The 12,611-nt window shown below is 58.9% G+C and carries 11 protein-coding genes and 1 pseudogene; 8 read left to right on the forward strand and 4 right to left on the reverse strand.

Annotated features, from left to right (window positions below):
- Window positions 1–44: 44 nt before the first annotated feature.
- Both fucO and rhaM read left to right on the forward strand, forming a co-directional pair.
- Window positions 45–1,192 (forward strand): annotated as a pseudogene (gene fucO, locus FZF21_RS21610) (lactaldehyde reductase).
- Window positions 1,189–1,503, forward strand: coding sequence for an L-rhamnose mutarotase (gene rhaM / locus FZF21_RS21615; protein ID WP_015569925.1), 315 nt, complete (start codon window positions 1,189–1,191; stop codon window positions 1,501–1,503). The pseudogene fucO and the gene rhaM overlap by 4 nt, the downstream one beginning before the upstream one ends.
- Here the strand turns inward: rhaM and FZF21_RS21620 are convergent.
- The 4 genes from FZF21_RS21620 to FZF21_RS21635 all read right to left on the reverse strand — a co-directional run bounded on the left by FZF21_RS21620 (window position 1,491) and on the right by FZF21_RS21635 (window position 6,603).
- Complete coding sequence (locus FZF21_RS21620) at window positions 1,491–2,768, reverse strand: MFS transporter (RefSeq protein ID WP_015569924.1); 1,278 nt, start codon at window positions 2,766–2,768, stop codon at window positions 1,491–1,493. The two genes, rhaM and FZF21_RS21620, sit on opposite strands and share 13 nt — an antisense overlap.
- Window positions 2,769–2,812: 44 nt before the next feature.
- A complete protein-coding gene (locus FZF21_RS21625) occupies window positions 2,813–4,936 on the reverse strand; it encodes an alpha-galactosidase (RefSeq protein ID WP_149121145.1) in 2,124 nt (707 codons plus the stop codon).
- 105 nt (window positions 4,937–5,041) lie between these two features.
- On the reverse strand, window positions 5,042–6,037 hold the full coding sequence (locus FZF21_RS21630) for a LacI family DNA-binding transcriptional regulator (RefSeq protein WP_003861974.1): 996 nt from the start codon (window positions 6,035–6,037) through the stop codon (window positions 5,042–5,044).
- Between the two features lie 17 nt (window positions 6,038–6,054).
- Window positions 6,055–6,603: an XRE family transcriptional regulator gene (locus FZF21_RS21635; RefSeq protein WP_032649886.1), complete on the reverse strand. Its 549-nt coding sequence runs from the start codon at window positions 6,601–6,603 to the stop codon at window positions 6,055–6,057.
- Window positions 6,604–6,706: 103 nt separating this feature from the next.
- Between FZF21_RS21635 and FZF21_RS21640 the strand changes: the two genes are divergently transcribed.
- From FZF21_RS21640 to FZF21_RS21665, 6 genes are all read left to right on the forward strand, one after another.
- The gene (locus FZF21_RS21640) at window positions 6,707–7,366 is read left to right on the forward strand and encodes an AzlC family ABC transporter permease (protein ID WP_015569922.1); all 660 of its coding nucleotides are present in this window, start codon (window positions 6,707–6,709) and stop codon (window positions 7,364–7,366) included.
- Window positions 7,366–7,689, forward strand: a complete 324-nt coding sequence (locus FZF21_RS21645) for an AzlD domain-containing protein (protein WP_017382685.1) — start codon at window positions 7,366–7,368, stop codon at window positions 7,687–7,689. Before FZF21_RS21640 ends, FZF21_RS21645 begins: the two co-directional genes overlap by 1 nt.
- Window positions 7,690–7,875: 186 nt before the next feature.
- Entirely contained in the window at window positions 7,876–8,322 is a 447-nt protein-coding gene (locus tag FZF21_RS21650) for a PTS fructose transporter subunit IIA (RefSeq protein ID WP_045348667.1), read from the forward strand.
- Between the two features lie 10 nt (window positions 8,323–8,332).
- Window positions 8,333–9,778: a PTS fructose-like transporter subunit IIBC gene (locus tag FZF21_RS21655; RefSeq protein WP_149121144.1), complete on the forward strand. Its 1,446-nt coding sequence runs from the start codon at window positions 8,333–8,335 to the stop codon at window positions 9,776–9,778.
- On the forward strand, window positions 9,768–10,829 hold the full coding sequence (locus FZF21_RS21660; protein ID WP_149121143.1) for an aminopeptidase: 1,062 nt from the start codon (window positions 9,768–9,770) through the stop codon (window positions 10,827–10,829). The genes FZF21_RS21655 and FZF21_RS21660 overlap by 11 nt, the downstream gene beginning before the upstream one ends.
- A gap of 9 nt (window positions 10,830–10,838) precedes the next feature.
- Window positions 10,839–12,581: a putative frv operon regulatory protein gene (locus FZF21_RS21665; protein ID WP_149121142.1), complete on the forward strand. Its 1,743-nt coding sequence runs from the start codon at window positions 10,839–10,841 to the stop codon at window positions 12,579–12,581.
- The last annotated feature ends 30 nt before the right edge of the window (window positions 12,582–12,611 follow it).

Here is a 12,611-nt window from a genome sequence, read left to right on the forward strand (position 1 = left end):
AGCGCCGCCGGGCATAAAAATCACAGTAATTAAGGAGAATTATCATGAGCTTTATGTTGGCACTCCCCAAAATCAGCCTGCACGGCGCGGGCGCGATCGGCGATATGGTCAATCTGGTGGCAAACAAACAGTGGGGAAAAGCGCTGATTGTCACCGACGGCCAGCTGGTGAAACTTGGCCTGCTCGACAGTTTGTTTTCCGCGCTCGACGCCCATCAGATGTCGTATCACCTGTTCGATGAGGTATTCCCGAATCCGACGGAAGCGCTGGTGCAAAAAGGCTATGCGGCATATCAGGATGCGGAGTGTGATTACCTGATTGCCTTTGGCGGCGGCAGCCCGATTGATACTGCCAAGGCGATCAAAATCCTCACCGCCAACCCAGGTCCGTCAACCGATTACTCCGGCGTCGGCAAGGTGAAAAACGCGGGCGTGCCGCTGGTGGCGATCAACACCACCGCAGGCACGGCGGCGGAGATGACCAGCAACGCGGTGATCATTGACGCCGCGCGACAGGTGAAAGAGGTGATTATCGACCCGAACATCATCCCGGATATCGCCGTGGACGATGCCAGCGTGATGCTTGATATTCCGGCCTCCGTGACCGCCGCAACCGGCATGGATGCCTTGACCCATGCGATTGAAGCCTACGTGTCCGTCGGCGCGCACCCGCTGACCGATGCTAACGCGCTGGAGGCGATTCGCCTGATCAACCTCTGGCTGCCGAAAGCGGTTGACGATGGTCACAACCTGGAAGCGCGCGAGCAGATGGCCTTTGGTCAGTATCTGGCGGGCATGGCGTTTAACAGCGCCGGTCTGGGGCTGGTGCACGCCCTGGCGCACCAGCCGGGCGCGACGCACAACCTGCCACACGGCGTGTGCAACGCCATTCTGCTGCCGATCATCGAAAACTTTAACCGCCCAACGCGGTCGCACGTTTCGCCCGCGTGGCGCAGGCGATGGGCGTTGACACGCGCGGCATGAGCGATGAAGCGGCCAGCATGTCAGCCATTCAGGCGATTCGTGACCTGAGCGCCCGGGTCGGCATTCCGTCCGGATTTAGCCAGCTCGGCGTCACCAAAGCCGATATTGAAGGCTGGCTGGATAAAGCCCTCGCCGACCCGTGCGCGCCGTGCAACCCGCGCACCGCCAGCCGCGATGAGGTCCGCGAGCTGTACCTGGAGGCTTTATGATCCGCAAAGCGTTTGTGATGCAGGTAAACCCGGACGCGCACGAGGAGTACGCACGTCGCCACAACCCGATCTGGCCTGAGCTGGAGGCGGTACTGAAAGCCCACGGCGCGCACCACTACGCCATCTATCTCGACAAAGCTCGCAACCTGCTGTTTGCGACGGTGGAGATTGAATCGGAAGAGCGCTGGAACGCGGTGGCAAACACCGATGTCTGCCAGCGCTGGTGGAAATATATGGGTGACGTTATGCCGTCGAACCCGGATAACAGCCCGGTGAGTTCGGCGCTGAAAGAGGTGTTTTACCTGGACTGATGTGTTAACGCTGCTGCCCCCGAGGCGGCAGCAATCTCCCGCCTGCCACTCAGCGTAAACGCCGACACCACCGTGATCGCCAGCACGAAGCAGCCCAGTATCAGATACGTCTCCTGGAAGCCGACCCGGTCATACATATTTCCGGCAAAGGCGGAGAGGAAGATCGCCGCCGACTGTTTGGCAAACTGGAAGCCAATCAGGTAGATGGTGGCCGACAGGCGCGTATCAAACACCCCGGTGATGTACTTGAATGCCCCCACCAGCAGGAACGGGACTTCCAGCGCGTGCAGCATCTTCAGGGCAATCACCTCCACGGCAGTGGTGGCAAACGACGAGCCGATAATGCGCGTCGCCATGATCACCCCGGCAATCAGCAGCGTGTTTTTCGCGCCGATGCGGTTAATGATCCACGGCGAGCAGAACATAATGATCGCGTTACAGATTTCCCCTGCCGTGGTGGCGAAACCAAAGGCACGGGTCCCCTCCTGCGGCGTGGCGAAGAAGGTTTTGAAGAAGGTGGCAAACTGCTGGTCGAAGACGTCATACACGCAGGCCACGCCAATCACGTACAGGATGAACATCCACATTCTGCGCTGGCGGAACAGGGTAAAGACGGTTTTAGCGGTGATCTGCGGCTGATTCGCGCCCAGGGCGTTCATCACCTGCGCCGTCTGGTTAGGCTTCGGTTTCGCGACCACCAGCAGCAGCATCAGCAACAGCGCCGCGGCCGACCCCATCCAGAAGACGTACGACGGATCGATGCCGAACAGGATGCCGCCCGTTGAGGCGCACAGCCCCCAGCCGAGACAGCCGAACATACGCGCCTTGCCGTACTCAAAAAAGCTGTTGCGGCTTACGCGCTCAATATAGGCCTCAATCGCCCCCGACCCCGCTGAGAAGACAAAGCCGATATACAACCCACCGCTCAGCGCCCCCAGCCAGATATTGGTTTTCAGCAGCGGGGCGAAGACGTACAGGAAGAACGGCGCGAACAGGAACAGCAGCACCGAGATGATCCAAAGCAGGTGTTTTTTCAGCCCCAGCTTGTCCGAAATGACCCCCAGCACCGGCTGGAAGGCAATGGCCGACAGCGAGATGCAGGAGAAAACAATCCCGGTATGGGTTTTGTTCAGGCCGATGATGTCCGACAGCCAGATCGGCAGGAACGGAAAGCAGGTGGCCATGATGAAGAAGTAGAGAAAGAAGAACAGCCCGAAGATCCAGAAATTAGGGTTGTCTTTGTGGGTACAGGTTGTTGTGTTCATTATTTTTATCCTCAACGGAGGGCCGGTTGCCCGGCCCGTCACCCTTACACGCGTTCCACACCAATCAGAATGGCGGTTTCCGGATCCAGAATCGGCAGTGCAATACCCGCCTGCATCAGCCACTCACCGCTTACCGTTTGCGGCGCGTTCATCCACGCCGGCAGCTTACGCATGGTGTGCCCGCCCTCGCCCGTAATCTGGATGTTCGGGTGATCGAGCAGCGTGATGCGGTACAGCGCGCTGGCGTCTAACCCCGGCATGCGCAGCGGCATCATCAGGGTGTAATCCGGCATCGCGAGCTGGCTGACCAAAAACAGCCCCTGCGTCTTATCTTCGCTCACTATACCCTGCGCCAGGGTGGTGGCGTCCGGCATATCCACGCGCCACTGGGTGCCGTGATGAATGACCTCTCGCCACCGCTTGTGCAGCGCGGCGTAATGGCGATAGCCTTCACGCTCCTGCGCATCGACGGTGAGCGGATCCAGCTCCAGCCCCATGTGACCAAACAGCGCTGTTAGCCCGCGGAACTGAATGCTGTGCTGGCGGAAGGTGGCGTGACATTTATGGTGACCGATATGCGCGCCCATCACCTCCGGCGGGAAGAAGTAGCTCATGCCGCGCTGGATAGTGTTGCGCTCCAGCGCGTCGTTGTTGTCGGACGCCCAGAAGCGGTGGCAGCGGGTCAGCACTTCATAATCGATTCGCCCGCCGCCGGACGAGCAGGATTCAAACTCAATGTGCGGGAAGCGCTCGCCCAGCACGTCCAGCAGGCGGTAAAACTGGCGCGTCTGGGCGTCGGCGGCGGCTTTGCCCTTGTGCCCTGGCTGCACCAGCTCGCGGTTCATATCCCATTTCACGTAGTCGACCGCGTGTTCGCCCAGCAGCCAGCTCATGCGTTCGACCAGATATTCAAAGGCCTGCGGAATATTGAGATTGAGGACCAGCTGGTGTCGCCCGGTCGCCTGGGCGTAGCCCGGCAGCGCCAGCACCCAGTCAGGGTGCGCGCGATACAGATCGGAATCGGGGTTAATCATCTCCGGCTCAACCCAGATACCAAACTCCATGCTGAGCTGTTTAACGTGATCGATTACCGGCTTTAGGCCGTTCGGGTATTTTTTCTTGTCCAGATACCAGTCGCCCAGCGCGGCGTGGTCGTCGTTGCGGCCTTTAAACCAGCCGTCGTCGATAATAAAGCGCTCCACGCCCAGCGCAGCGGCCTCGTCGGCCATGCGCATGATGTAGTCCGGATCGTGGTTGAAGTAGATCCCCTCCCAGGTGTTGAGGTGCACCGGGCGCGGTTTATCTTCCGGGAAGCGGATAACATTGTCGCGCAGGTAGCGGTGGAACTGCTGGCTCATGCCGTTCAGCCCGTGCGGGGAGTGACTGGCATACAGGCGCGGCGTCCAGAGCGTTTCCCCCTCTTCAATCGCCATTTCACCCGGCAGGTAGAGCGCTTCGGCCTGCATATAGCGGCGGCCATCGGTTTTCGCCTCTGCGCGCAAGCGGTGGTTACCACTCCAGCCCAGATGTATACCCCAGACGTTGCCGTGCATTTCACTGAATGACGGCGTACCTGAAATCAGCGCCGGGAAATGTTCATGGGAGGTTTTACCCCGACGGTTTTCAATCACAAAGCTGTCATGTTCAAGCATCACGCGGTGCGGCTGAAACTCCCTGATCCAGCGACCGTGGAAGGCCATCACCTCCTGCGCGCGTTCGGCCACCGGCAGCGTCACGGCAAAGCGATCCACCTGCCACGCCTGCGTTTTCAGGTTGGTTAACCCATGACGCACCACCAGTACGCCGCTGGCATCCAGCGTTATTTCACTGGTCAGACGCAGGCCTGCATGCTCGTCTTCAGCAGTGATTGTCAGGGCGTTTAACGCCTGCTGCACCTGCGTGGTTTTAAATACCGGCGATCCGTCCAGCCCCTGGCGGTGCCCCTCGATGCCCGGCGAGCCAAACAGCCCATGCCCCAGCTCTGCCATCAGCGTGACGGGGGAGTCGACGTCCAGCCTGCCATTAGCAACCGGGCGCGCAATACTCAGCACATCCTGCGGCGAAAAGTGCTGAAGGTGTGGCCCCCAGTAGAGAATTTCGGCGAACGGGTGGGTTTTTACCACCACGTCAACCGTATTGCTTTCAAGTCGAAAAATGGAATCTTGCATCAGACATCTCCTGTCATCGGGATGTCCTGAGTGTTGATCCGAAACGTTTCGGATACAAACCAAAACGTTTCGGATCTGTGATCGGGTTTGGAATTTTTGGTGTAATCAGGCCGTCTGGCCTGGGGAGAATTCTGGCTGCCAGAGCACCTGAAGGGTGTCAATGTCGTCGCCATTAATCAGCTGGCGCACCATATCGGCAATCTGTTTCCCGACACCCTGACGGGTAGACTGGATCACCGCCGCGACGTCGATATCGACAATGCTGTCCTGCGGTAAGCCGTCATAGACCACCAGCGAAACGGCATTTTCACCGGTTAAGCGCCCCATCTGCGCCAGGGCCATCGCTGCGCCGTCGCCGTGGGTGTTGCAGTCGGTAATGATGGCCGTGGGCGGCTGCGGCAGGGAGAGAAGTTCTTGCGTGGTGGCATACCCCACGCGACGCGAAGGGGGCATGGCACGCAGCCATTCGCTGGAAAGTCCGGCTTCCCGCAGCGCGTCTAGGTAGCCCTGGCGGCGCTGGGTGATGAATGCCTGGTTGTTGCTTTCGCCCAGCAGCGCAATGCGCTGATGGCCTTTCTCGATCAGCCAGCGGGTGGCCTGATATGTGCCGGCATAGTTGTCGAAATCGAACCACGCGTACGGCTGCGGGAGCTGGCTGCGGCCGAGCGCCAGGAACGGGAACCCGGCGGCCTGTAGCTGCTCAAGACGCGGATCGTGATCCAGCGTATGCGCCACAATCAGCGCATCCACGCGTCGGCTCTGCACCATGCGCATATAGCTGTGTTTGTCCGCCAGATCGTCGTCAGCGATGAGCAGCAGGTCAATCTCATGTCGCGCCAGTTCGTGGCTAATTTCGCCGACCATGTCCATAAAAACGCTGTTATTGAGCGGAACAGGATGCACCGGAAACACCAGCCCGACGGCGTCGATTTTGCCCATCTTCAGGCGACGGGCAAAGGTATTTGGTCGGTAGCCACGGCGCTGGGCCTCCGCTTCCACGCGGGCGCGCGTCTCAGCAGAAACGTCGTCATACCCGTTGAGGGCGCGGCTGACGGTGGTAACAGACAGCCCCAGTTCTTTGGCAATGGCTTTAAGCGACATGATTTTCCGTATCTTTGTTAGTTTTGTTCCGCCACCAGCAGCGCGTGCGTATCTGGCTCCAGCGCCTTAAAGATATGCGGCTGGTCAGCGGGGTAGCAAATGTAATCTCCCGGGCCGAGCTCTTCCGCCGCGTCGATCAGACCGACCACCGCCCGCCCCTGGGTCACGATAATATGCTCAACCGACCCAGGCGGATGGGGCTGGGAAATACGGTCTGCCCCCGGCTGAGTCAGCAGCAGATAGATATCACGACGCGCGCCAGGCGGACACGCCGCGAGCAAAATCGCCTCGTAGTTCGCCTGCCCGGCGACGACTTTTGTGCCCTCGCCGCGGCGGATCACCTGCGTGACGGGTTGCTGCGGCTCCAGTAACCGGGCAAACGGAATATCCAGCGCCACGCAAAGCGACCACAGCGTTTCCAGGCTAGGATTGCCGTTGCCAGACTCCAGTTGAGAAAGCGTGGATTTGGCGATCCCGGCACGGCGGGCAATTTCCGCCAGTGAGAGCCCGGTTCGCAAGCGTTCTCGCACCAGGCTTTTGGCGATCACGCTGATTGGCTGCGTCATAATAACGGCCTCTTTCTCTCTATAACGAACGAATCGTTCGTCTTGTAAAACGTTTCTGATGCGTTCATTATAATGGAAATACGTTCGATATGGCTAAAATGGTATGAAGAATCACCTCTCTTGCCTGAAAGGCGACACGATAAAAGCGATCGTCCTGGTCTGCCTCGCGGTGGGCGTGGTCGGCATGTCTTATGGCTCACTGGCGATGGCCTACGGTTTCCCGCTGTGGGTGCCGTTTGTCCTCTCCCTCACGGTGCTGGCAGGCGCATCCGAGTTTATGTTTATCGGCATCGTGGCGAGCGGCGGCAATCCGCTGGCAGCGGCAGCGGCCGGTTTACTGGTTAACGCGCGCCATGTGCCGTTCGGCGTTACGGTGCGTGAACTGGTGGGCAAGCGCGGCCTGAGCTTTCTGGGCTGTCATATCATGAATGATGAAAGTGTGGTGTTCGGCCTGTCGCAAAAAACCGCCGAGCAGCGTAAAGCGGCCTACTGGCTGTGCGGCCTGGGCGTGGCAATCATCTGGCCGCTGGGGGCGGTGCTGGGCGCGATGGTCGGCAAGCTGCTGCCAGATCCGGAAACCATCGGGCTGGACGCGGTGTTCCCGGCGATCCTGCTGGCGTTAGTGGTGCCGGCATTTAAAAACCGTACCACGCTGATCCGCGCATGTAGCGGCGCAGTGTTGTCGCTGGCCGCCGTACCGTTTGCGCCGGTTGGCCTGCCGGTGCTGCTCTCTTTGCTCGGCCTTGCCGCGAGGAAAAAATAATGGAAAATATGACGGTCTTTATTCTCGGCATCGCCATTCTTTCTGCCGGAACCTATCTGATGCGTCTCGGCGGGGCGAAACTCGGTAGCCGGCTGGCGCTTTCTGAACGGTCGCAGGCGCTGCTTTCAGACGCGGCAACCGTTTTGTTGTTCTCCGTCGCGCTGGCAACAACGTTTTATGAAGGGGACCATTTTGCCGGGATGGCGCGCGTACTGGGGGTGGGGTTCGCGGTGTTTCTGGCCTGGCGCAAAATGCCGTTAATTGTGGTGATCGTCGCGGCGGCGGTGGTGACGGCGCTGCTGCGTCTGGCGGGATTACATTAAAAACTTTCCTTTCCTGGCGATGATATATTCGTCAGGAAAATCAGTCCCTTCAGGAATGTGGCCTCGTCCACAATAATCATCTCTTCCTCACCGTCGTCTTGTCATACCCCGCTGACATTTTCATGCTCAGCCTTATATCGCCTCACCCGTAGAATCAGGTTACGCAATTCTCAACGGAGTGAAGCGATGGCGCACCTGACGACCGCTTGTATCGATCTCAACATTCAGGGCAACAGCCCCTATTCCATCCTGAAACAGCTGGCGGAGATGGCCTGGCAAAACGGCTTTGTGACCGACCGCGCCGCATTTTTACAAACGCTACTTTTACGCGAAAAACTGCACTCCACCGGCTTCGGCAACGGGGTCGCCGTGCCGCACGGTAAAAGTCACGTGGTCACACAACCGTTTGTGTTGTTCGCCCGTCAAGCCTGCGGCGTGGACTGGCAGGCCAGCGACGGCGAAGCAGCAACCTGCTGGATCTGCCTTGGCGTGCCGCAGCAGGGAGAAGAGGCGCAGGTGAAGCTGATTGGCACCCTGTGCCGGAAGATTATTCACCCCGAATTTATCTCACAACTCAAACAGGGCGGTCAGGAGCAGATCCTCACGCTGCTCAACCAGACGCTGAGCGAATAAGGAGCAAACAATGGGAACGTCGTTACGGTTAGTGGCCATCACCAACTGCCCGGCGGGTATCGCGCACACCTATATGGTCGCCGAAGCGCTGGAGCGAAAGGCCCGCGAGCTGGGGCATAGCATTCAGGTTGAAACGCAGGGCGCCAGCGGAGTGGAAAACCATCTGAGCAACGAGGCTATCCGCGCCGCAGACTACGTGATTCTGGCGACCGGGCGCGGACTAAGCGCCGACGATCGCGCGCGCTTTGCCGGTAAACAGGTTTATCAGCTCCCCATATCCCAGGCGCTGAAAAACATAGAGGCCATATTTGATAACTTACACACGCAGTCGCAGCTTTTCGCCGCCGATAGCAGCGTGAAGCTGGGAAAACAGGATGTGCAGCAGGGCAGCGTAATGAGTCATCTGATGGCGGGCGTTTCTGCCGCGCTGCCGTTCGTTATCGGCGGGGGGATTCTGGTAGCGCTCGCCAATATGCTGGTGCAGTTCGGTTTGCCTTATAGCGATATGTCGAAAGGCGCACCATCGTTTAGCTGGGTTGTCGAATCGATCGGTTACCTGGGCTTCACCTTTATGATCCCGATTATGGGGGCGTACATCGCCTCGTCGATTGCCGACAAACCCGCTTTTGCTCCAGCGTTCCTGGTCTGCTATCTGGCGAACGATAAAGGGCTGCTGGGCACGCAGTCCGGCGCGGGATTTCTTGGCGCGGTGGTGCTGGGACTTGCAATAGGTTACTTCGTGCTGTGGTTTCGCAAGCTGAAGCTTGGGAAAGCGTTGCAGCCGCTGCTGGGCTCGATGCTGATCCCGTTCGTGACGCTGCTGGTGTTTGGCGTATTGACCTGGTACGTTGTCGGGCCGCTAATGTCCGATCTGATGGGCGGCCTGCTGCATTTCCTCAACACCATTCCACCGTCGATGAAGCTCGGCGCGGCCTTCCTGGTGGGCGCGATGCTGGCGTTCGATATGGGCGGTCCGGTCAATAAAACCGCGTGGTTCTTCTGCTTCTCGCTGCTGGAAAAACATATCTACGACTGGTACGCCATCGTCGGCGTGGTAGCGCTGATGCCACCCGTTGCCGCAGGTATCGCCACTTATCTGGCGCCGAAGCTGTTTACCGAACAGGAAAAAGCGGCCGCCAGCAGCGCCATTGTGGTGGGCGCGACCGTCGCCACCGAACCTGCCATCCCTTATGCGCTGGCGGCCCCCCTACCCATGCTGACCGCAAATACCCTGAGCGGAGGGATCGCGGGCATGCTCACTATCTCGTTTGGTATTCAACGCCTGGCACCCGGTCTTGGCGTGTTCGATCCGCTGATTGGCCTGATGTCACCAGCTGGCTCGTTTTATCTGGTGCTGGCCATCGGCCTGGCGCTGAACATTGCGTTGATTATCGTTCTGAAAAGCGGGTGGCTGAAGCGCAAAGCTGCCCGTATGGAGAAGGCAAATGAACATTGATTTACTGAAATCCCTTTGCGATGCCAGCGCGGTCAGCGGCGACGAACAGGAAGCGCGGGATATTTTGATCGACACCCTTGAAGGCCATGCGGATGAGATCACCTTTGACGGCCTGGGCAGCGTTATCGCCCGCAAGGGCACGCGCGGGCCGAAGGTGGCGATTGTCGGGCATATGGATGAAGTGGGCTTTATGGTCACCCATATCACCGGGGCGGGATTTATCCGCTTCGACACCATCGGCGGCTGGTGGAGCCAGTCGATGCTCAACCATCGCGTGACAATCCGCACCCGCAGCGGCGCAAATATTTCGGGGGTGATTGGCTCAGTCGCGCCCCATGCGCTGAGCGAAAAGCAAAAGCAGCAGCCGATGACATTTGATGAGATGTTTATCGATATAGGCGCGAACAGCCGCGAAGAGGTGGAAAAATACGGGATTGCAATGGGGGATTTCGTCTGCCCGGAAGCGAACTTTGCCCGTTGGGGCGAGGACAAAATTGTCGCCAAAGCGCTGGATAACCGCGTGGGCTGCGCCTTAATGGCCGAGCTGCTGCTGACGGTGAACAACCCGAATATCACCCTGTACGGCGTGGGCAGCGTCGAGGAAGAGGTGGGCTTACGCGGGGCGCAAACCTCCGCCGAGTGCATTAAGCCTGACGTGGTGATTGTGCTGGATACCGCCGTCGCAGGCGACGTACCGGGCATCGACGCCATTAGATATCCGCTAAACCTGGGCGACGGCCCCGGCGTGATGCTGTTCGACAAACGCTATTTTGCCAGTCAAAAGCTGGTGGCCCTGCTCAGGCAAAGCGCAGAAAAACAAGGCGCGCCGTTACAGTTCAGCACCATGAAAACCGGCGCAACCGACGGCGGACGGTATAACGTGATGGGCGGCGGGCGGCCCGTGGTGGCGCTTTGTCTGCCGACACGGTATTTGCACGCCAACAACAGTATGATCTCCCAAAAGGATTATGACGCGGCGCTGAACATAGTGCATGAACTGCTGATGTCGCTTGATGAAACGCAGGTCGCCGCGCTAACGGATTTTCGCTAAGGACCCGCCATGCTCAACGAACGTCAGTTTGCTTTACTCGATGCGCTGGAGTCGCAGCCTGCGGCACTCAGCGGCCTGGCCCAGCATACCGGCGTTTCTGCCCGCACCATCCTGCGTGATATCGACTACATCAATTTCACCCTCAGCGGCACGGCGCGGATCAGGGCGACGGGCAGTGCCCTGTACCAGCTTGAGATTGCCGACAGAAAACAGTATTTCCGGCTGTTACAGCGCCATGATAATGATGACCGGCTGCTGGCGCTGCTGCTGATCCGCCCGGTGATGTCCCGCGCGCAGCTGGCGGATGCGCTAAACCTTCCCGATGCCTGGATTGCTGAGCGTCTGCCGCGCCTGCGGCAGCGCTATGCGCGCGCATTCCCGCTCGCCAGCCGTCCCGGCGCCGGGTACTTCATTGATGTCGACCCGGATAAGCGCCTGATCCTGCTGGCTAACCTGTTCAAAAAGGATCCGCTGGCGTTTCCGCTGGCGGGGATTGCCCCGGCAACCTTATCCATGCTGCACGCGCACTGTCAGAGCCTGACGGCGTGGCCGGATATTCAGGCAGATTATCGGGCCAGCATGGTTCTGGCCGGATACGCCCTGCGCCAGCAGCTTCCGGTTTACGCCGACGTCGCCGAATCTGACGCGCTTCGCGACTGCTGCGAGCGGACGGGGATCTGGCTCAGTCCGACGGTGATTAACGTCATCGCCAGCACGCTCAATCGGCTACAGCAACACGCCAATGGTATCACATCAGAGTATGTCGCCGGCCAGCTGGCGAGGCTGTCCGCCGCAGGGCAGCCGCAGGTGATCGACGCTCAGCTGAAAGATGACCTGACCGCCCACCTGAAACGTTGCGTGGCGATGCCAAACTGGCTGCCGGAAAGCCGACCCGGCTCCATGAATAACCTTAAGGCCGCGTGGCCTGCCGCGTTTGATATGAGCGTAAAATTCATCAACCAGTTGCGCATGGAGATCGACATCCCGCTTATCGACAGCGATCTGCCGGGACTCTATTTCGCCTGTGCACTGGAGCGACACCACAGCGCATGGACGCCCATCTTTCTGCTTGCCGATCAAAACGCCATTGCGACCATCAATAAAATGGCCATTGAGCGAGAGGTGATGAACTGCCGGGTCGTTGTCGCCTTCACGCCCGATGAACTTGTGGCCCTGGCAGACGAAAACCATCCGGCGCTGATTGTGAATAACAGCCACTTTCTGCTGGATGAAGGCCTACGTAACGTACTGGTTATACGCAACATCATTACCGCGGCGGGTATCGATCAGATTAAGGATTTCCTGGCCTCGGCGTTTATTCGCCAGCAACCTGAACGCTTTTTCCCGCCAGAGGGATCTTTTTACTACGCGAACCGCACCTGCGAGAGCTGGGATGAGGTCATCGCCGCCATTACCGCGCGTCTCTGTGAAAGGCAGTTAATTACCGAAGATGAAGCGCTACGCATTAGTCAGCGCGAACGGGAGGGCGAGAATCTGATCGTCAACCACGTGGCGATCCCCCACTGCTGGAGCGAGGCCGCGGGGCCATTTCGCGGATATTTTATTATGCTGGAACGCACGCTTCACGTGAACAGCGAACTCGTGAAGCACGCCCTTATCGCCTGTGCCAGCGTGGAAAATCGGCAGGAGCAGAAAGTATTTAGTTTTCTGGCCGGCATGTTAAGCAGTCATTCGCCGCAGCAGATCGACAGTGTGGACAGTTACGAGACATTTATTGCGTTATTGCGCTGAAGAAAGGAACTGTCCCTGCACAGAAGAGCA

Origin of the sequence: Enterobacter sp. LU1, from assembly GCF_008271405.2 — a bacterium.
GTDB classification, from domain to species: domain Bacteria; phylum Pseudomonadota; class Gammaproteobacteria; order Enterobacterales; family Enterobacteriaceae; genus Enterobacter; species Enterobacter hormaechei_C.